Below are 18,694 nucleotides of genomic sequence, written 5' to 3' on the forward strand. Positions count from 1 at the left end.
AAGATAGCTCGCAAGGGCCGACGGAATCGAGGGGCGTCTCCAGGATCGAGCGGTCACGGGTGAGGTCGAGTAGACCACTTCGGCGGTAAGGCGCTCGCCAGGTGGGCGGTGATGTGGGTGGGGTTGGTGATTGCGGAGCCGACGACGACGGCGTGCGCACCGGCGTCGAAGACGGCGCGAACGTCTTCGGGCGTCCTGATCCTGCCCTCGGCGACCACGGGGCAATCCACCGCGGCGGCAAGTCGCCGGACCAGGTCGACGTCCGGTCCGGTCGGCGTACTGCCGTCGGTGTAGCCGGACAGGGTGGTCGCGACCAGGTCGGCGCCGGCTGCGCGGGCAGCGACGCCTGCGCCGAAGGTGTCCACGTCGGCCAGGATTGGTACACCCAGCTCGGTGTGGATGCGGCCGATCTGATTGCTCAGCGACCGGCCGTCCGGCCGCGGTCGGAGGGTCGCATCCAGCGCGATCAGGTCGGCGCCGGCTGCCACGACTCCCGCAGCTGCTTCGAACGTCGGGGTGATGAACACGCCCGACGGGTCGCCGACCTTGTGGATGCCGATGATCGGCAGCGTCGTGACGGCCCGGATCGCGGCGATGTGCTCGGGACCGTTGGCGCGGATCGCAGCCGCGCCGCCCAACTCGGCGGCTCGCGCCATCAGGGCCATCAGCTCCGCGGAGTCGAACGGGTCTCCCGGGATGGACTGGCACGACACCACCAGGCTGCCGGGCGGCAGCGCCCTCACGAGCGGTGGGTGATGATCAGGTCGGCGTACGGGCCGGGCGGGCTGGCCGCCAGGCGCTCGGCGCCGTCGAGGGACGTGCCGGCGGCCGGGACGAGCTGCACCCGGCCGGGCACGGCTGCGCGGACCGGACCGAGCAGCTGGTCGCCCGCACCGGCGAACAGGCCGCCTACGCACGCCACTGGGACTTCATCCCGTCCCGCGAGCGTTGCGACGGCCGCGTCGATCGTCTCTGCGATGTCCCGTGCGGCCAGTACGACGAGGTCCGTCGCGACCGGATCACCTTCGGCGGCACAACGCAGTACCTCCGGAGCGAACCGGGCGACGTCGTCCACCAGAGTGGCGGACTTGTAGAGCGTCACCGGATCCAGTGTGGTGTCCGCGAGCTTCGTGGCCGGTCCACGACCGTCCCGAGCCCGCTGTACGGCGACCAGCCCGGCGCGACCGATTGCGAAGGCGCTCCCGGCGTCGCCGAACAGGTACCCGTGGCCGTCCACCTTGTGCCAGGAGCCGTCCCGGTCGACGGCGAGACAGACCAGTCCGGTGCCGGCAGCAACCACTACGCCGTACCCGTCCGCCAGAGCGCCTGCATGCGCGGTCACCATGTCCTGCGTCAGCCGCACCTCACCGGCGTCCAGCAGCTCGGCTACCTGCGCAGCAAGCTCCTGTGCGACCTCGCGGACGGGCGGGAACCCGGTCAGCCCGAGTGCGACGACCTCGACAGGTCCAGCAAGGTCTGCAGCGGCTGCGGCGGTCCGAATTGCCTCCAGCAACCGCGGGATGCTGTCCGGTCCGTGCACGTAGCCCGGGCCGGTGCCGACCTGCCCGGTGGGGAGCACTCGCAGTCTGAGGGCGGACTGCCCACCGTCGATGGCAACGCTCGTCATACCGGTCTTCCTCTTGGCCTGTCCTCGCGCCCTACTCTGGCGCGAACCGGGCGCCCAGGTAAAGGACCTCGATTAGACCACTCAGCCACGGCCTAAGGCTCGATGTTCGACATGACGTGCTTGATCCTCGTGTAATCCTCGAGGCCGTACATCGAGAGGTCCTTGCCGTAGCCGGAGTGCTTGAAGCCGCCGTGCGGCATCTCGGCGACGATCGGGATGTGGGTGTTGATCCAGACGCAGCCGAAGTCGAGGCGGCGGGCCATCCGCAGCGCGCGGCCGTGGTCGCGGGTGAACACCGACGAGGCCAGGCCGTACTCGACGCCGTTCGCCCAGCGCAGCGCCTCGTCCTCGTCGGTGAACTGCTGGACGGTGACGACTGGTCCGAAGATCTCCTGCTGGATCGCCTCGTCGTCCTGCCGCAGTCCGGAGACCACGGTCGGCGCGTAGAAGTAGCCACGGTCACCGACTGCCTGCCCGCCGGTGCGCAGCGTCGCGTGGTCGGGCAGCCGGTCGATGAAGCCGCTGACCCGGCTGAGCTGGTTGGCGTTGTTCAGGGCGCCGTACGTGACGTCCGGATCGTCGGGCTGCCCGGTCTTGATGTCGCGCGCGAGGTCGGAGATGGCGTCGACGAAATCGTCATGGATCCGCGGTCCGGCCAGCACCCGAGTGGCCGCGGTGCAGTCCTGGCCGGCGTTGAAGTAGCCCGCGTCCGCGATCGCCTGGGCCGCCTTCTCCAGATCGGCGTCGTCGAAGACCACGACCGGAGCCTTGCCGCCGAGCTCGAGGTGCGTGCGCTTCAGCTGCCGGGACGCGGCGGACGCGACCTCCATCCCGGCCCGGACCGATCCGGTGATCGCGACGAGCTGTGGGATCTCGTGATCGACCAGCGCGCGACCGGTGTCCCGGTCGCCGCACACGACGTTGAACACACCAGGCGGCAGGAACTCACCGCACAGCTCGGCCAGCAGCACAGTCGACGCCGGTGTGGTGTCACTCGGCTTCAGGACGACGGTGTTGCCGGCCGCGAGCGCCGGTGCGATCTTCCAGATCGCCATCATCAACGGGTAGTTCCACGGCGTGACCTGCCCGACGACGCCGATCGGCTCCCGCCGGATCCACGAAGTGTGGCCGGCCAGGTACTCACCGGCCGACCGGCCCTCCAGCACCCGGGCAGCGCCGGCGAAGAACCGCAACTGGTCCACACTGGGCGGCACCTCGTCGCTCGCGGTCAGCGACAGCGGCTTGCCCGTGTTCCGGCTCTCCACCTGCACGAACTCGTCCGCGCGCTGCTCCATCGCGTCGGCGATCTTCAGCAGCGCCAGCTGCCGCTCGGCCGGCGTGGTGTCCCGCCAGGTCTCGAACGCACGGGCCGCCGCGGTGATCGCCTGGTCGACGTCCTCGGGTCCGGACAGCGGCGCCTGCGTGTAGACCGCGCCGGTCGCCGGCTCGATGACGTTGTACGTCGCTCCACTGAGCGCACCCACCGACTTGCCGTCCACGAAGTTCCTGAGCTCAGCCATGTCAGTCCCTATCTCGTCGATCGATCACCGAAGACGCGGACGCCTTCGACGTAGGTGGCCCGCACCCGGGCCTCGGCAATCTCCGCGACCGGTCCGGCGAACGGATCCCGGTCGAGGACGGCCAGGTCCGCGAGCGCGCCGGCCTGGATCCGTCCGGTCTCGTCCTCGTGGTTCAGCCACGCGCTCCCCGAGGTGTACGCCGCCAACGCGGTCGCCAGGTCCAGCGCCTGCTCGGGCAGGAACGGGTCGGTGTCGTCAGGCGAGCTCCGATACACCGCGACATGTACGGCGGCCAGCGGATCCGGACTCGACACCGGCCAGTCGGAACCGGCCGCGAGCCGTGCGCCCGACCGGGCGAGGTCGCCGAACGGGTACTGCCACCCGGACCGCTCCGGCCCGAGGAACGGAAGCGTGAGGTCGACCATCTGCGCGTCCCGGACTGCCCACAACGCCTGCAGGTTCGCCGTGACGCCGAGCTGGGCGAACCGGGCGATGTCCTCGGGATGCACCACCTGCAAGTGCGCGATGTGGTGCCGCAGGTCGCGGTCGCCGTTCGCGTTCAGTGCGGCTTCGAACGCGTCCAGCGCCTCGCGGACCGCGCGGTCGCCGATCGCGTGCACATGGACCTGGAAGCCTTCGGCGTCGAGCTTGGTGATGTTGTCTCGCAGCTCGATCGGATCCACGAACGACAGGCCGGCGTTGGCGGTGCGGCAACCACATCCGTCGAAGTACGGCTCGAGCATTCCGGCGGTGAAGTTCTCGGCCACGCCGTCCTGCATGATCTTCACGCTGCGGGCGCGGAACCGGCCGACGCTCAGGGCGTCGCGCCGTACCGTCAGGTCGGAGATTTGCTCGGGGCCACGGTCGCGTTGCCACCACAGCGCGCCGACCACGCGTGCTGTCAGGCGGCCTGCGGCCGCCAGCTCGGCGTACGCCGGACCTGGGTCGCTCATGTTCGCGTAGTCGCCGACGATCGCGTCCTGCCAGCCGGTGATGCCGAGCGAGTGCAGGTACGCCTGCGCGTCGGTCAGCGCATCGACGAGCTCTTGGTGAGTCGTGGGTGGGACGTGGCGGCCGACGAGGTCCATAGCGCCCTCGTGCAGGGTGCCGGTCGGCACGCCGTCCGGTCCGCGTTCGATCCGTCCGTCGGGTGGGTCCGGGGTCTGCGCGTCGATGCCGGCGAGCTTGAGCGCGCGGGTGTTGACCCAGGCGCCGTGGTGGTCGGCGTTCACCAGGAAGGCGGGGCGGTCCGGGACCACGGTGTCGAGATCGGCCGCGGCGGGCGCTCCGTTGGCGAAGTCCGGCTGGTGCCAGCCGCCGCCGAGGATCCACGGGACGTCCGGGTGACTTCCGGCGTACGTCGAGATCCGTTCGAGGTACGCCGGGAGGCCGGACGCCGGCGAGAGGTCGCAGCGGGCGCGTTCGAGGCCGCCCTGGACCGGGTGAACGTGGGCGTCCACGAAACCGGGCAGCAGCAAGCCGCCGTCGAGGTCGACCACGTCGGTCGCCGGGCCGATCAGCCTCGTCAGGTCCGGCGCGACCGCGACGATCCGGCCGGACCGAACGCCGACCGACAGGCCGGGCCGGTGCCGGTGGCCGTCGAAGACCGCGCCGTTGACGAACACTGTGTCCACCCGACCACCTCCCACGCAGTACGGATTCCGCATCAGATCGCGTCGTCAGCCACTGACATCGACACCATATCGGTTTGTTTGGCACGAAATCACTTGCCTGCGCGCGTTACGGGGGGCAGGATGTGGGAACGGCAAACCACCTGACGAAGGGACCGACATGCCGTCCGACATGCTCGACGACGCCGGCTTCGCCCACCTGCAGCAGTCGGCGCGCGACCACCTGTGGATGCACTTCACCAGGTTGTCGAGCTACCAGCAGGCCGACGTACCGGTGATCGTCCGGGGCGACGGCGTGCACGTGTACGACGCCCGCGGCAAGCGCTACCTGGACGGTCTGGCCGGGCTGTTCGTCAGCCAACTGGGCCACGGCCGCACCGAGCTCGCCGAGGCGGCGGCCAAGCAGGCCGCGGAGCTGGCGTTCTTCCCGCTCTGGTCGTACGCGCACCCCAAGTCGATCGAGCTGGCCGAACGCATCGCCGGCTACGCGCCCGGTGACCTGAACCGGGTCTTCTTCACCAGTGGCGGCGGCGAGGCGGTCGAGTCCGCCTGGAAGCTGGCCAAGCAGTACTTCAAGCTCACCGGCAAACCCGGTAAGCACAAGGTCATCAGCCGCGCGATCGCCTACCACGGCACCCCGCATGGCGCGCTGTCGATCACCGGACTACCGGAGCTGAAGGCGCCGTTCGAGCCACTGGTGCCGAGCACGTTCCGGGTCCCGAACACCAACATCTACCGGGCCCCGGTGCACGGCGACGAGCCGGCCGCGTTCGGCCGCTGGGCCGCAGACCAGATCGCGGTCGCCATCGAGAACGAGGGCCCGAGCACCGTCGCCGCCGTCTTCCTCGAACCGGTCCAGAACGCCGGCGGCTGCTTCCCGCCGCCGCCCGGCTACTTCGACCGGGTCCGCGAGATCTGCGACGAGTACGACGTACTGCTCGTCAGCGACGAGGTGATCTGCGCCTTCGGCCGGCTCGGCCACATGTTCGGCGCAGAACGCTACGGCTACCAGCCCGACATCATCACCTGCGCGAAAGGCCTCACCTCCGGCTACGCACCGCTCGGCGCGATGATCGCGACCGACCGGCTGGCCGAACCGTTCCTGCACGGCGACACCACGTTCGCCCATGGCTACACCTTCGGTGGCCACCCCGTATCCGCCGCGGTCGCGCTGACCAATCTGGACATCTTCGAGCGCGAAGGCATCAACGAGCACGTCCGGGCCCGGGAGGGGGAGTTCCGGGCGACGCTCGAGAAGCTGCTCGATTTGCCCTTGGTCGGCGACGTCCGCGGCGACGGATACTTTTACGGCATCGAACTGGTCAAGGACAAGGCCACCAAGGAAACCTTCGACGACGAGGAGTCCGAACGGCTCCTCCGCGGCTTCCTCTCCAAGGCGCTGTTCGACGCCGGCCTCTACTGCCGAGCCGACGACCGCGGCGACCCCGTCATCCAACTCTCCCCACCCCTGATCTGCGACCAACCCCACTTCGACGAAATGGAACAAATCCTCAGCTCAGTCCTCACCGAAGCGGAATCCAAGCTGTAGTAGATCTTCCCCACGCGTGCTACGCGCGCTCCCACCCACCCGATTCCATGCAGGCTGCCGCCCGCGTCGGCGGGCTTATCGCCCGCGCTCGACCACTGACCACCGTCCGTCAGCAAGACGACTCCTATCGTGGCGACCGCTCCCCTGAACCGTCAGCCCATCGATCGAGGATGTGCTCAGCGGAGTCGCGCCACGTCGCGTCCGGGCGAAGAGAGTCGACCACAAACTCTCAAGGCCCTCATCACACCGACAGCACATGCGCGCCAAGGCGCCCGTTTGCCTTACGACGTGCTCACTCGCTGTCTGGAGTCGACGCGGACAATTCCTCCAGCAGATCGCCCTGACCTTCCGGGGCTGGTTCGATACAGCGCATGCCGCCAAGCGCTTCGTGTCCGTCGAGCTTCAACAGGTCGTTGTCCCACGTGTAAAGCGTGGTGCATCCTGCCCGCAGAGCGCTGGCGAGATGAATTGCGTCAGGTCCTCTTAGTTGATGAGCGACTGCGAGTTGGGCTGCCTCCAGCCCTAGGAACTGATCCAGTTCGACGAACAAGAAGTCGTTGTCGTGAAAATAGGCTCGCACGCTAGCTACCTTTCCTGCCCGGTCGTCAGGCGGAACGTGTGAGCCACGGATGTTTCCATTGCCAAGAACTTCGGCGATCACCAGCGGACTTAACGTCAGCCTGAGCAGTCCGCGTTGTCCCGCCGAGAGGACCCAGAGACTCGGCCGAAGTCGGTCTTGATCCGCAACACTTGCACTCGGTGCGAAGACATTGATGATCACGCACGAGTCAACGTACACATTCGGCTTGTCAACCACGCTGCGCCCGAATGAAGTCGACCGAGTCCAGGCCACCAGTCCAGTCATCACCCAAAATACCTACGAGTTGTTCGACTGGTCGCGGTGGTTGCTTCGCCAGGGAGGCTATCGTGCGCGCTCGCATTGTTACCTTCTGGCCTGTCGCGTTGCGGGACAAGGTGCCAGTGACAACAACCGGAGTGTCGATCGACTGCTTGACGGCCTCATCCAACTCTGGTCCGAACGTCACCCTCATCGCGGCACCAGTCCGCTCATCAATCAACCCGAACTCGCGAACCTTCCGGAAGTTCACTTTGTCGAGGATTCCTTGCACCGAACCTATGCTGACGACCTTGCTGGCGACGGCCTCCTCGGCGTTTCGCGCAAGCACCTCGTCGATCTTCACAAGAGTGGCTCCCACAGATACTGAGATCTCGGTGATCCCACCCTTGCCCCTCACCCCAGCCAACTGCTGGGCGTAGCTCATCATGGGCAACGTAAACCCGTGAGGGATGGTCGACGACTCGTGAAGCGTGGCGAGTCCGCGCAGGACCGTATCCACTGCTTGCTCAGGATCACCACTGTCACCCGACCGCGATGCCACCAGCCCGATGCGAAGACTCCCCTCCGCGAGGGTCGAGACCTGCCAAGCAACCTTTTCTCGCGACGCGCCATCGAGCAGTTTCAGCATCGCCTGTGCGGCAGTTAGAAAGCAGCTCGCCGCCATCTCACCCCTTGGGCCTTCCAAGGAGAGCTGAAGCTCGTCCATTGTGCCTCCTCCGGCGTGCGCTCGCAGGTTGCTGACAATTGTGCCTGCCCACACCCCCAGTTTGCCACCACCTCACGGCGTATCCACGATCTTGCGAGCGATCGAGTAAGTTGCCGGCGCTCTGAGGTGCCGAACAAGTGTGACCTGTCGCCGTTTGCACCTCCGCCTCGCGAGATACGGTCGCCACCCGTGGCGGACTGCATTCGGAGTCGATGCTCGCAGCAACAGAATCGCATCGCGAGACTCAGCAGCTCAGGCTGGCTACGACAACCTGCACCCCGACTCGCGCGGAAATTCCTAGACACTGTCGCTGTTCACGACCTCGCCCGCCGTCGCGTTGCGGTGCAAGTCTGCCTGCGACTTGAAGTAGCTGACGTGGACATGCGTGCAGGCTGGCGGCAACTGAGCGTCGTCGTGTCGTGATGGCGTGACCACAGTGCTCCGGCGGATGGGGCCGCGTTGGTGGTCGATGGCGCGCGGCAGCGCGCGGGGGGCGGCGGTAGCCGCAGGTGCGGGCGGTAGCACGCAGAGCCATGGGTGGGTGGGAGCGGGCGTAGCGGGGGCGACGTAGGAGCCCTTGCGTAGCTCGCGTGGGTCGACTACATGCGCGTGGGGTCGACCAGAGCTAGAAGTCGAAGCCGAGGCCTAGGCGGTCCAGGGTTTGGAGCCAGGGGTTTCGGTGGCCGGCGTTCTTGTCGGCTTGGGACATCGACCAGCGGGTCAGGTGGATGGCGGCTGCGCGGAGGGGTTCGGGTGGGAAGGGGAGGGGGCGTTCGCGGACCATGCGGAGCGCAGTGCGGTCGGTGGATTCGCCGTACAGGAGGTCGAGCATGACGTCGGCGCCGAAGCGGGTGGCGGCTACGCCCAGGCCGGTGTAGCCGATGGGCGTAGCTGAGGCGACCCGAGTGTGCGGTGCCGAAGAAGGCGCAGAACCGGGTGCTGGTGTTGATGACGCCGCCCCAGCGGTGGGTGAAGCGGAGGCCTTCCAGCTGGGGGAAGGTCTGGAAGAAGTGCCGCGCGAGCATGAGGTGGATGTCGTCGCGCTGTTCCAGGGCGGGGTTGATGCGGCTGCCGTAGTAGTAGAGCGGTGTGTAGCCGCCCCACAGGATGCGGTCGTCGCGGGTAAGGCGGTAGTAGTGGAAGAGGTTCGACGCGTCACCGACACCCTGCCGCCGTTGCCAGCCGATGGAGGCAAGCTGAGCCGAGGACAGCGGCTCGGTGACGAGCACGAGGTCGTAGACGGGCACCGTGTAGAGCCGCAGTCGTCGAAGCAACGACGGGAAGGCGTTGGTGGCCAACGCGATCCGGTCCGCGCGGACCGAACCCATTGCCGTCGACAACCACCCGGACCGCAGGTGACGCACGCGAGTGTTCTCGTAGATCCGTACGCCGAGCCCCAGGCATGCCGCACGCAGTCCCCAAGCCAGTCGCGCCGGCTCGACCAGAGCAGTGTTCGTCACGTCGAGCAGTCCGCCGAGATAGGTAGGTGAGTTCACCTCAGCGCGTACGGCGTCCTGGTCCAGCAACGTCACGTCATCGCGCACAGCAGCTTCCGCAGCCATCTCCGCAACATGATGGGGCGCGGTCGCGACGGTGAGCTCTCCGGTACGGCGCCAGTCGCAGTCGATCCCGAGTCGCTCGATGGTGTCGCCGATCGCGTCCAGGTTCTCCCGGCCGAGTCGTTCGATGACGGGCATCTCGTCCGGCCAGCGGGCCTGGCCGTTCGCGAACCCGTGGGTCAGGCTGGCGTCGCAGAATCCACCGTTGCGTCCACTCGCGGCGGACCCGCAGGTGTACGCCTCGAGCAGCACGATGTCGAGCTCCGGGTAGCGCTCCTTCGCCCGGAGCGCCGTCCACAGGCCGGTGTAGCCGCCACCGACGACGGCCAGACCCGCGACCTCGTCGCCACGCAGCGGCGGCAGCGCCTCCGGGGCCGACTTGTCGTCGAGCCAGAAGACCAGCGGTTCTGCCTCGCTGAGAGGCGACGTCATCGGGTCCTTCGCCGGCGGGCGAGCTCGCCGCCGAGCACGAGGACGAGGGCGAGCACGAACATCGCCGTACCGACGACGTTGATCTGTGGTGGGAGGTCGCGTTGCGCCGAGCCCCAGACGAACATCGGGAACGTCACCGTGGTCCCGGCGTTCAGGTTGGTGATGATGAAGTCGTCGAAGGACAGCGAGAAGCTCAGCAGGGCGGCGGCCAGGATGCCGGGGAAGACCATCGGGAAGGTGATCCGCCAGAACGTCTGCCACTCGTTGGCGTAGAGGTCCATCGCGGCCTGTTCCAGCCGGGCGTCCATCCCGGTCAGCCGGGCCTTCACGGTCACCACCACGAAGGACAGGCAGAACATCACGTGTGCGATCAGCACGGTCCAGAACCCGAGCTGTCCGCCGAAGCCGCTGGACACGAACAGCGCGAGCAGGGCCGAGCCGAGCACGATCTCCGGCGAGGCCATCGGCAGGAAGATGAACAGGTTCGTCGCGGACCGGCCGCGGAACCGGTGCCGCACCATCGCGAATGCCATCAGCGTGCCCAGCGCGGTGGCGATGACGGTGGCCAGCAGGCCGATCCGCAGGCTGGTGCTGACCGCTTCGCACATGCCGAGCGGCCGGCACGGGTTCAGCCAGTTGTCCCAGGTGAAGCCGTCGAACGTGTACGACAGCTTGCTCTCCGGCGCGTTGAACGACATCAGGATCACGACGGCGATCGGCGCGAACAGGTACAGCAGAACGAGCACCGCGAACACCATGATCAGGTGGCGTCCGACGAACCGGCCGGCTCTGGTCATACCAGGTCCTCCGTCCCGGCCCGCCGTACGTAGAAGAGCACGAGTACGACGATCGCGGCCATCAGCGTCACCGACAACGCGGCGGCGGTCGGGTAGGCGCCGGCGGCGAACAGGCGCTGGATGTCGTTGCCGATCATCCGCTGCTTCGGCGTGCCGAGCAGCTGGGCGTTGATGTAGTCACCCGCCGCCGGGATGAAGGTCAGCAGCGTGCCCGCGACCACCCCCGGCATCGACAGCGGCAGCGTGACCGTGCGGAAGGTCGTGAACGGCCCGGCGAACAGATCGCCGCCGGCCTCGATCAGCCGGCGGTCGATCCGCTCCAGGCTGGCGTACAGCGGCAGCACCATGAAAGGCAGGAAGTTGTACACCAGGCCGGTGACCACAGCGGCCGTTGTCGCCAGCAACCGCCCGTCCGGCCCGAGGATGCGGATCGTCTGCAGGAAGTCGACCACGAACCCGTTGTCGCTGAGCAGCAGCTTCCAGGACAGCGTCCGGATCAGGAAGCTGGTGAAGAACGGCGCGATTACCAGTGCCAGCATCAGGTTCTTCCACCGGCCGGCCTTGATCGCTATCGCATACGCGAGTGGGTACCCGATCAGCAGGCAGAGCGCGGTGGTGAGCAGCGCGTACCAGAGCGACCGGCCGAACGGGCGCGCGTAGTCGGCCATCGCGTCGACGAAGTTCTGCCAGTGCCAGGTCATCGCGAACCCGGTCTCGATCGAGCCGTTCGGGTCGTACAGGCTGGCGGCCAGCAGCGACACCAGCGGTACGGCGAAGAACAGGAGCAGCCAGAGTCCGCCCGGAAGCAGCAGCAGGTACGCCGTCAGCCGCCGGCCGGACCGCTGCGGTTTGCCGGCCGGGGGCGGCGCGGTCGCCCCCAACTGACCGACCGCGCTCACCCGGCACCGCCCGGATCGTCGATGTCCTCGACTCCGGCCAGCGCGTCCTGCCTGGCATCCAGCACGAACGTGTGCGACGGCTGCCAGTGCAAATCCACCTGGTCTCCGACCGCGAGCGTCTCCCGCGCCCCGGTGTTCTGCTCGAAGACCGTCAGCTCCTGGTCCCACGGCAGACGGGTCAGGTACTGCGTGCTCACACCGACGTAGCTGACGTCGGTCACGACTCCTCCGCGCAACTGGTTCACGCCGTTGCTCTGCTCCGTACCTGCCGGAGCCAGGAACACCTTCTCGGGCCGGATCCCCATCCAGACCTCGCCCTCGGTGACCCGGCACCGTGGCAGCGGCACAGTCACCTTGCGACCCTGGACGTCGAGGATCAGGTTCCCGTCGGACTTGCCGATGATCGCGGCCCGGATCAGGTTCGACTGCCCGAGGAAGTTGGCCACGAACGTAGTGGCCGGCAGGTCGTACAGCTCGGCGGGGGTGCCGAGCTGCTCGATCAGGCCGCCGTTCATCACCGCGATGGTGTCGGCCATCGTCATGGCCTCTTCCTGGTCGTGCGTGACGTGCACGAAGGTGATGCCGACCTCGGTCTGGATCCGTTTCAGCTCGAGCTGCATCTGCCGGCGCAGCTTCAGGTCGAGCGCGCCCAGAGGCTCGTCCAGCAGCAGCACCTGCGGCCGGTTGATCAGTGCCCGGGCGAGCGCGACCCGTTGCTGCTGGCCACCGGACAGCTGGGCCGGCTTTCGCTTGCCGAAGGCACCGAGCTCGACCAGCTCGAGCATCTGCTCGACCTGCGGTTTCACGTCCTTGACGCCCCGGCGGCGCAGCCCGAACGCGACGTTCTCGAAGATGCTCAGGTGCGGGAACAGCGCGTAGTTCTGGAACACCGTGTTGACCGGGCGTTTGTACGGGCGCAGTCCGGTGATGTCCTGCTCACCCAGCTGGATGGTTCCGGTGCTCGGTTCCTCCAGGCCGGCGATCATCCGCAGGGTGGTGGTCTTGCCGCAGCCGGACGGTCCGAGCAACGCGAAGAACGCGCCGGACGGGACGGTCAGCTCGACCTGGTCGACCGCGCGCTGACCGCCGTACAGCTTGCTGAGGCCGGTGAGGACTAGGTCACCTGACCGGGGTGGTGGGGCGGGGCCGGTATCCGGTGCAGTCATGGGCTCAGCCCCCGATCGCGAGGTTGAAGTCGGTTTCGTAGAGCTTCGCCTGGGCCGTGTCCAGCGGCATGAAGGCGAACGTCTTGGCGAGCATCTCCTGGTCGGGGAAGATCAGCGGGTCCTCGACCAGCTCCGGGTCGATCGCCTCCATCGCCTCCTGGGCGCCCTCGACCGGGCAGATGTAGTTCACCCAGGCCGCCAGCGTGGCCGCGACCTCCGGGTCGTAGTAGTAATTCATCAACGCTTCGGCGTTCGCCTTGTGGTCGGCCTTGTTCGGCACCATCAGGTTGTCCGACCACAGGTTGAGGCCCTCTTCGGGGACGACGAACTTGATGTCGGGGTTGTCCGCCTGCATCGCGATCACGTCGCCCGACCAGGCCTCGCAGGCGGCGATGTTGCCGGCGTTCAGGTCCTGCACGTAGTCGTTGCCGGTGAAGCGGCGGATCTGCCCGGAGGCGACCTTGTCCTGGAGCAGCTCGAGGGCCCTGCTCCACTCCGCGTCGTTGAAGTCGCCCGGGTCCGCGCCGGTCAGGCGCAGCATGAAGCCCATCGTGTCGGGCATCTCGGACAGCATCGTGATCCGGCCCTTGAGGTCCTCGCGGTTCAGCAGGTCGGCCATGCTGCCTACCTCCGAGGTGACCTTGGCGTTGTAGGCGATCCCGGTCAGCCCGCTCTGCCAGGGTGCGCTGTGGTCGCGGTTCGGGTCCCAGCTCGGCGCCTTGAGCGTCGCCAGCAGGTTGGCGTCGACGTTCGGGATGTTGGCGTGGTCGAGCTTCTGGATCCAGCCCAGCCCGATCATCCGGGCCGCCATCCAGTCGGTCAGCGCGAACAGGTCGCGGCCGCACGGCTCACAGGTCCCGAGCTGGTCGCGGACCTTGCCGTAGAAATCGGCGTTGTCGTTGACGTCGGCGGTGTAGGTGACCTTGATGCCGGTCGCGGCGTGGAACGCGGCCAGCGTGGGCGGCTCGGCCTTGCTGTCCTCCTCGTCCTCGTCGATGTAGCCCGGCCAGTTCGAGAAGATCAGCGCCTTCTGCTCCGCGGACAGGTCGGTACTGACGCACTCCCCTGCGGCCTGCGTGGCCGGCGGGATGCCACACCCGGTCAGCAGACCACCGCCGGCCAGCCCGAGGGCGGACAACGACATCCCCCGCAGCACGGTCCGGCGGCCGACAAGACGCTGATGACGCTGACTCATCGGACCCTCTAAAAGGCAGCTTCCGCGGGCGATACTGTCAAACCGATCTGATCTAGACAAGGGATTCCGTAGCAATTCGGCTATCTTGCAACGAATTCCGCTGCGCCGACTTGCTTACGCCCCGTGACACTGAGAGGATCTCGGCGTGGCAGTGCGAACGGGGAATCCCGACAAGAACCAGGCGTTGCTGGACGACACCTCGAAGGCGATCATCGAGCAGCTCCAGCGGGACGGGCGCCGCTCGTACGCCGCCATCGGCAAGGCCGTCGGGCTGTCCGAGGCGGCGGTCCGGCAGCGGGTGCAGCGGCTGACCGACGCCGGCGTGATGCAGGTGGTCGCGGTCACCGATCCGCTCGAGCTCGGCTTCGATCGGCAGGCGATGATCGGGATCAAGGCGGAGGGCTCGCTGGAGCCGATCGCGGACGAGCTCGCGAAGATGGACGAGGTCGAGTACGTCGTGATCACGGCCGGCTCGTTCGACCTGCTGGCCGAGGTACTCTGCGAGAGCGACGAGCACCTGCTGCAGGTGCTGTCCGAGCGGATCCGGCAGATCGAGGGCGTGAAGGCGACCGAGACCTTCGTCTACCTCAAGTTGGTGAAACAGACCTATTCCTGGGGTGTGCGCTGATCCTTTGGGGGGACACCGGAGAGCCCGCGGAGCAGGCCGCCGGGCGGCCGAGGCTCGCGGCCGACCAGGACGCCGACGTGGCGATCGTCGGCGCCGGCTACACCGGCCTGTGGACCGCGTATTACCTGGCGAAGGCCGATCCGGCGTTGCGCATCGTCGTCCTCGAGGCCGAGACGGCCGGGTTCGGGGCGTCAGGTCGCAACGGTGGTTGGTGTTCCGCGTTCTTCCCGGCCTCGTCGCGCAAGCTGGCGGCGCTGCCCGGATCGAGTCGCGAGGCCGCGATCGAGATGCACCGGGCGATGCAGGCCACGGTCAACGAGGTCAACCTGGTCAGCCAGGCCGAGGGCATCGACTGCGACTACCACAAGGGCGGCATGGTCGCGCTGGCGCGCAGCCCGGCCCAGCTCGCCCGCGCCCGCGCGATGGTTGCCGACGCCCACGAGTGGGGCCCTGGCGACCTGCACTTCCTCGATGCCGCTGAGGCGGTCCGCAAAGTGCACGCGACGAATGTGCTCGGGGCGGTCTTCACTCCACATTGCGCCGCCATCCATCCGGGCAAACTGGTGCGCGGGCTGGCGGACGTCGTCGAGCGCCTCGGCGTGACGATCCACGAGCAGACGCCGGTGACCAGGATCGGGCCGGGCGGTGCGGTCACGCCGTACGGCGTTGTGCGGGCCGATGTCGTGGTCCGGGCGACCGAGGGGTTCACGCCGGCGCTGAAAGGACACACGCGGACGTTGCTGCCGGTCTACTCGCTGATGGTCGCCACCGAGCCGCTCGACGACGCGACCTGGGCGCGGATCGGGCTGGCGGACCGGCCGACGTTCAGCGACCTTCGGCACCTGATCATCTACGGGCAGCGGACGGCCGACGGTCGGATCGCGTTCGGCGGCCGGGGTGCGCCGTACCACCTCGGTTCCCGGGTCAAGCCGTCGTACGACGAGGTGCCCCGGGTCTTCGCGTCGCTGCGGACAACCGTGCGGGAGCTGTTCGAGGGACTCGACGAGGTCCGGTTCACGCATGCTTGGGGCGGGCCGGTCGGTGTCGCGCGGGACTGGTGCGCATCGGTCGGTCTCGACCGTGAGTCCGGGCTGGCCTGGGCTGGTGGGTACGTCGGGGACGGCGTGAGTACGGCGAACCTCGCCGGGCGGACCCTGACCGATCTGATCCTGCGCCGGGACACCGCGATCACCCGGCTGCCCTGGGTCGGGCATCAATCCCGCCGGTGGGAGCCGGAACCGCTGCGGTGGCTCGGGATCAACGCCGCCCGGCGTGCCGTGACGGTCGCGGACGCCGAGGAACAACTGACCGGCCGCAACAGCCAGATCGCCCGCCTGCTCGCCCCGCTGCTCGGGGACTAACGCACGGCGAGGTGCGCGGAGTCGGCCATCAGCGATTCGAGCGGCAGGCCGGACAGCGGGATGCTCGGCCGCATCCAGTCGTTGAGGATCGGCTCCTCGGTCACGTGACCGATCAGCTCGGTGCGGCTGAGCTCGAAGACGTGCGCCGGGTTGCCGGTCAGGTCGACGACGGTCCGCATCAGCCGCGCGGCCTGGTCCTCCCAGAGGATGTCGCCCTGGTCGATCTGGTCCGGGCGGATCAGCAGCACGTCGACGTCGCTCTCGAGGTCACCGCCGCCGCGTGCGATCGCGCCGTACAGGCTGGCGTGCACCGGCGGGATCCGCCAGGCGCTGATCTCGTCCGCGAGCCGGCCGGTGAGGGTGCTGCGCAGATCCGCGAGGAACTCCACGGCCGGGGCGACGAGGTGCTTGCGATTGAGGTGGTACAGCAACGAGTTGCCGACGTCGTCGACGTGCACCAGGCCGGTCGTGGCCAGTCGTTGCAGCACCAGCCGGACGCCGGCGACGCTGCCGGTCCCGGCGAGCTTGTGGATCTGCCGCCCGGACAGGCCGCCTTCGCTGCGCGCGAGTACCTGCAACACGGGGCCGTCCAACGACGGGATGACGGTGCTGATCGGGCTTCTGAGATCCATGGCGGCACCCACGATAATTAGCAGTTGCCCACCGAGAGTAATCATCGTGACAGGACAGCAACTCTTGCTCAGGGCAACTACAGGCCCTGGGCGGTGGACCGGAGGGTGGGCGTGGTGCGGAGCTCGGTGGTGAACGCGTAGCGGTCACCGCGATAGAGGGCGGAGGTGTACTCGAAGACGCGGTCGCGGCGGTCGAAGCTGATGCCGTGCACGGCGAGGCAGGGCTGGCTGGTCGGGATGCCGAGCCAGCCGGCGGTCTTGGCGTCCGGCATGACCGGCTCGATTCGGGAGGTGCCGCTGACGTGGTCGATGCCGTACCGCGTCTCGAGCACCTCGTACAGCGAGCCGCTCAGGTCACCGGCCTGCAGACCGGGGACGTACCCGGCCGGGAGCGTGGTGCGCTCGACCACCATCGGCACGTCGTCGGCGAGCCGGAGCCGGGTGAACGTGATGATCGGGTCGCCGACCGGGATCCGCAGCCGGCGCGCGGCGGCCCGCTCGGCCTTCTGGTGCCGGAACTCGATCATCGTGCTGCCCGGCCGCATCCCGCGCCGCCGGACGTCCTCGGAGAAGCCGATCATGCCCAGCCACTTCGCCACCTTCGGCCGGGTCGTGTAGGTCCCGCTGCCGTGCCGGCGCACGAGCAGTTCCTCGATCACCAGCTCGTCGACGGCCCGGCGCAGCGTCATCCGAGCCACGTTCCAGCGCACCGCGAGCTCGCGCTCCGGCGGCAGCGCGGCGCCTTCGGGCAACGAGTCGATCAAGCTGAGCAGCAACGCCCGGATCTCGGCAGCCTTCCCGGGCAGCGAACCATGCATTGGTCTTGGGTAGCACCGGCACCGGGTCGTCAGAAAGCTCTTCCACACCGATCGAAACGTTTGATTCCGGCAACGAACCTGGTAGACCACTTCCGCCGGCGATCCCGCGAAGAAGTAACCTCCGAGGCATGGGGACGCGTGAACAAGCTTCGACCGCGGTCGTCATCGGGGCCGGGATCGGCGGCCTGGCGGCCGCGGTGGGACTGCAGCGGATCGGCTGGTCGGTCACCGTGCTCGAGCGGGCGCCGATCATCGCCGAGGTCGGTGCGGGCCTGACGGTCTGGCCGAACGCGGAGCGGGCGCTGGACGCGCTGGGCGTCGAGATCCGGTCCCGGTCGATCCCGACCATCTCCCGCGGCAACCTCCGGGCGCCGTCCGGCCGCTGGCTGCGGCACCGTCACCCCGAGGATGTCGGCGTACTCGCGATCCATCGGGCCGACCTGCACGACGTACTGCGCAAGGAGCTGCCGGACGAGGCGCTGCACACCGACGCCGAGGTGGTGTCGGTGTCGCCCGAGGGCACCGTGGTCTGTGCGGACGGCCAGGAGTTCACCGCCGACCTGGTGGTCGCGGCCGACGGGGTCAACAGCGTGACCCGGCGCAGCCTGTGGTCCGGCGATCCCGTGTTCCAGCATCGGAGTGTCTGGCGAGGGGTGACGCCTCCCGGATCCGTGTGGCCGGTGCAGGAGACGATGACGCTCGGCCGTGGGGTGCAGGCCGGCGTACTCCCACTCCCGGACGAGCGCGTCTACTGGTTCCTGATGGTCAACGCCGCTCAGCCGAACCAGATGTACGGCGACGATCGCGCCGAGGTGCTGCGTCGGGTCCGGCACTGGCACCGCCCGATCCCGGAGCTCGTCGCGGCGACGCCCGAGGACCAGGTGCTGCACAACGACATCGTCGACCTCGACCCACTGCCGACGTACGTGAAGGATCGCGTCGTGCTGCTCGGCGACGCGGCGCACGCGATGTCGCCGGACCTCGGTCAAGGTGCCTGCCAGGCGATCGAGGACGCCGTCGTCCTGGCCGCAGTCCTCGCCGCCGACAAGCTGCCCGAGGCGTTGAAGCGGTACGACGAGCAGCGCCGGGCGCGACTGGGGCCGATGAAGGAGGCGGCCCGTGCGTCCTTGAAGCGGACCTCGAACACTGGCCTGGTCGCTCATCTGGCGGTCTCGCTCGCCGCCCGGCTGATCCCGCCTGCGGCCTGGCGGAAGGCGACCGCGCAGTGGTCCGAGTGGACGCCGCCCGAGCTGCCGAAATGAAAAACAAGCACGCTTGATTCTTTTTCCCGGGCGTGCAACGCTCGGCTGCACAC

At 68.2% G+C, this 18,694-nt stretch carries 17 protein-coding genes; 4 read left to right on the top strand and 13 right to left on the bottom strand.

What is annotated here, in order from left to right; genetic code table 11:
• Positions 1 to 53: 53 nt before the first annotated feature.
• The 4 genes from AB0H36_RS16355 to AB0H36_RS16370 all read right to left on the bottom strand — a co-directional run bounded on the left by AB0H36_RS16355 (position 54) and on the right by AB0H36_RS16370 (position 4,781).
• Positions 54 to 743, bottom strand: coding sequence for an N-acetylmannosamine-6-phosphate 2-epimerase (locus AB0H36_RS16355; protein WP_360522886.1), 690 nt, complete (start codon positions 741 to 743; stop codon positions 54 to 56).
• Positions 740 to 1,627 (bottom strand): BadF/BadG/BcrA/BcrD ATPase family protein, encoded by an 888-nt coding sequence (locus tag AB0H36_RS16360; protein WP_360522889.1) that lies wholly within the window; start codon positions 1,625 to 1,627, stop codon positions 740 to 742. Before AB0H36_RS16360 ends, AB0H36_RS16355 begins: the two co-directional genes overlap by 4 nt.
• A gap of 92 nt (positions 1,628 to 1,719) precedes the next feature.
• Positions 1,720 to 3,147: a gamma-aminobutyraldehyde dehydrogenase gene (locus AB0H36_RS16365; RefSeq protein ID WP_360522892.1), complete on the bottom strand. Its 1,428-nt coding sequence runs from the start codon at positions 3,145 to 3,147 to the stop codon at positions 1,720 to 1,722.
• An 8-nt stretch (positions 3,148 to 3,155) separates the two neighbouring features.
• Positions 3,156 to 4,781 carry an amidohydrolase gene (locus tag AB0H36_RS16370; protein ID WP_360522895.1) on the bottom strand — a complete coding sequence of 542 codons (1,626 nt, stop codon included), beginning with the start codon at positions 4,779 to 4,781 and terminating at the stop codon, positions 3,156 to 3,158.
• 157 nt (positions 4,782 to 4,938) lie between these two features.
• On the opposite strand from AB0H36_RS16370, the gene AB0H36_RS16375 reads away from it, so the two are divergent.
• On the top strand, positions 4,939 to 6,327 hold the full coding sequence (locus AB0H36_RS16375; RefSeq protein WP_360522898.1) for an aspartate aminotransferase family protein: 1,389 nt from the start codon (positions 4,939 to 4,941) through the stop codon (positions 6,325 to 6,327).
• Between the two features lie 292 nt (positions 6,328 to 6,619).
• Here AB0H36_RS16375 and AB0H36_RS16380 read toward each other — a convergent pair whose 3' ends face one another.
• The 7 genes from AB0H36_RS16380 to AB0H36_RS16410 all read right to left on the bottom strand — a co-directional run bounded on the left by AB0H36_RS16380 (position 6,620) and on the right by AB0H36_RS16410 (position 13,940).
• A complete protein-coding gene (locus AB0H36_RS16380) occupies positions 6,620 to 7,192 on the bottom strand; it encodes a type II toxin-antitoxin system VapC family toxin (protein WP_360522901.1) in 573 nt (190 codons plus the stop codon).
• Entirely contained in the window at positions 7,137 to 7,892 is a 756-nt protein-coding gene (locus AB0H36_RS16385) for a hypothetical protein (protein WP_360522904.1), read from the bottom strand. The genes AB0H36_RS16380 and AB0H36_RS16385 overlap by 56 nt, the downstream gene beginning before the upstream one ends.
• Positions 7,893 to 8,491: 599 nt before the next feature.
• Positions 8,492 to 9,883, bottom strand: a complete 1,392-nt coding sequence (locus tag AB0H36_RS16390) for an FAD-dependent oxidoreductase (protein WP_360522906.1) — start codon at positions 9,881 to 9,883, stop codon at positions 8,492 to 8,494.
• On the bottom strand, positions 9,880 to 10,680 hold the full coding sequence (locus AB0H36_RS16395) for an ABC transporter permease (RefSeq protein WP_360522909.1): 801 nt from the start codon (positions 10,678 to 10,680) through the stop codon (positions 9,880 to 9,882). Before AB0H36_RS16395 ends, AB0H36_RS16390 begins: the two co-directional genes overlap by 4 nt.
• Positions 10,677 to 11,579: an ABC transporter permease gene (locus tag AB0H36_RS16400; protein ID WP_360522912.1), complete on the bottom strand. Its 903-nt coding sequence runs from the start codon at positions 11,577 to 11,579 to the stop codon at positions 10,677 to 10,679. The genes AB0H36_RS16395 and AB0H36_RS16400 overlap by 4 nt, the downstream gene beginning before the upstream one ends.
• Complete coding sequence (locus AB0H36_RS16405; protein ID WP_360522915.1) at positions 11,576 to 12,745, bottom strand: ABC transporter ATP-binding protein; 1,170 nt, start codon at positions 12,743 to 12,745, stop codon at positions 11,576 to 11,578. The genes AB0H36_RS16400 and AB0H36_RS16405 overlap by 4 nt, the downstream gene beginning before the upstream one ends.
• Positions 12,746 to 12,749: 4 nt before the next feature.
• A complete protein-coding gene (locus AB0H36_RS16410) occupies positions 12,750 to 13,940 on the bottom strand; it encodes a spermidine/putrescine ABC transporter substrate-binding protein (protein WP_360522918.1) in 1,191 nt (396 codons plus the stop codon).
• A gap of 145 nt (positions 13,941 to 14,085) precedes the next feature.
• Between AB0H36_RS16410 and AB0H36_RS16415 the strand changes: the two genes are divergently transcribed.
• Both AB0H36_RS16415 and AB0H36_RS16420 read left to right on the top strand, forming a co-directional pair.
• Positions 14,086 to 14,568 (top strand): Lrp/AsnC family transcriptional regulator, encoded by a 483-nt coding sequence (locus tag AB0H36_RS16415; protein ID WP_360522921.1) that lies wholly within the window; start codon positions 14,086 to 14,088, stop codon positions 14,566 to 14,568.
• 77 nt (positions 14,569 to 14,645) lie between these two features.
• Positions 14,646 to 15,929 (top strand): FAD-dependent oxidoreductase, encoded by a 1,284-nt coding sequence (locus AB0H36_RS16420; protein ID WP_360522924.1) that lies wholly within the window; start codon positions 14,646 to 14,648, stop codon positions 15,927 to 15,929.
• Here the strand turns inward: AB0H36_RS16420 and AB0H36_RS16425 are convergent.
• Both AB0H36_RS16425 and AB0H36_RS16430 read right to left on the bottom strand, forming a co-directional pair.
• Positions 15,926 to 16,561 carry a hypothetical protein gene (locus tag AB0H36_RS16425; RefSeq protein ID WP_360522927.1) on the bottom strand — a complete coding sequence of 212 codons (636 nt, stop codon included), beginning with the start codon at positions 16,559 to 16,561 and terminating at the stop codon, positions 15,926 to 15,928. The genes AB0H36_RS16420 and AB0H36_RS16425 overlap by 4 nt on opposite strands.
• A gap of 77 nt (positions 16,562 to 16,638) precedes the next feature.
• Positions 16,639 to 17,379, bottom strand: a complete 741-nt coding sequence (locus tag AB0H36_RS16430; protein ID WP_360522930.1) for a GntR family transcriptional regulator — start codon at positions 17,377 to 17,379, stop codon at positions 16,639 to 16,641.
• A 128-nt stretch (positions 17,380 to 17,507) separates the two neighbouring features.
• On the opposite strand from AB0H36_RS16430, the gene AB0H36_RS16435 reads away from it, so the two are divergent.
• Positions 17,508 to 18,641, top strand: coding sequence for an FAD-dependent monooxygenase (locus tag AB0H36_RS16435; RefSeq protein WP_360522934.1), 1,134 nt, complete (start codon positions 17,508 to 17,510; stop codon positions 18,639 to 18,641).
• Positions 18,642 to 18,694: the final 53 nt, after the last annotated feature.

It is taken from the genome of Kribbella sp. NPDC050820 (assembly GCF_040653975.1).
Taxonomy (GTDB): Bacteria; Actinomycetota; Actinomycetes; order Propionibacteriales; family Kribbellaceae; genus Kribbella.

Bases quoted from the DNA above. Each gene is read 5' to 3' on its own strand.
- AB0H36_RS16360 (WP_360522889.1), bottom strand. From the start codon at position 1,627: ATGACGAGCGTTGCCATCGACGGTGGGCAGTCCGCCCTCAGACTGCGA.
- AB0H36_RS16365 (WP_360522892.1), bottom strand. From the start codon at position 3,147: ATGGCTGAGCTCAGGAACTTCGTGGACGGCAAGTCGGTGGGTGCGCTC.
- AB0H36_RS16375 (WP_360522898.1), top strand. From the start codon at position 4,939: ATGCCGTCCGACATGCTCGACGACGCCGGCTTCGCCCACCTGCAGCAG.
- AB0H36_RS16380 (WP_360522901.1), bottom strand. From the start codon at position 7,192: ATGACTGGACTGGTGGCCTGGACTCGGTCGACTTCATTCGGGCGCAGC.
- AB0H36_RS16385 (WP_360522904.1), bottom strand. From the start codon at position 7,892: ATGGACGAGCTTCAGCTCTCCTTGGAAGGCCCAAGGGGTGAGATGGCG.
- AB0H36_RS16390 (WP_360522906.1), bottom strand. From the start codon at position 9,883: ATGACGTCGCCTCTCAGCGAGGCAGAACCGCTGGTCTTCTGGCTCGAC.
- AB0H36_RS16395 (WP_360522909.1), bottom strand. From the start codon at position 10,680: ATGACCAGAGCCGGCCGGTTCGTCGGACGCCACCTGATCATGGTGTTC.
- AB0H36_RS16405 (WP_360522915.1), bottom strand. From the start codon at position 12,745: ATGACTGCACCGGATACCGGCCCCGCCCCACCACCCCGGTCAGGTGAC.
- AB0H36_RS16410 (WP_360522918.1), bottom strand. From the start codon at position 13,940: ATGAGTCAGCGTCATCAGCGTCTTGTCGGCCGCCGGACCGTGCTGCGG.
- AB0H36_RS16425 (WP_360522927.1), bottom strand. From the start codon at position 16,561: ATGGATCTCAGAAGCCCGATCAGCACCGTCATCCCGTCGTTGGACGGC.
- AB0H36_RS16430 (WP_360522930.1), bottom strand. From the start codon at position 17,379: ATGCATGGTTCGCTGCCCGGGAAGGCTGCCGAGATCCGGGCGTTGCTG.
- AB0H36_RS16435 (WP_360522934.1), top strand. From the start codon at position 17,508: ATGGGGACGCGTGAACAAGCTTCGACCGCGGTCGTCATCGGGGCCGGG.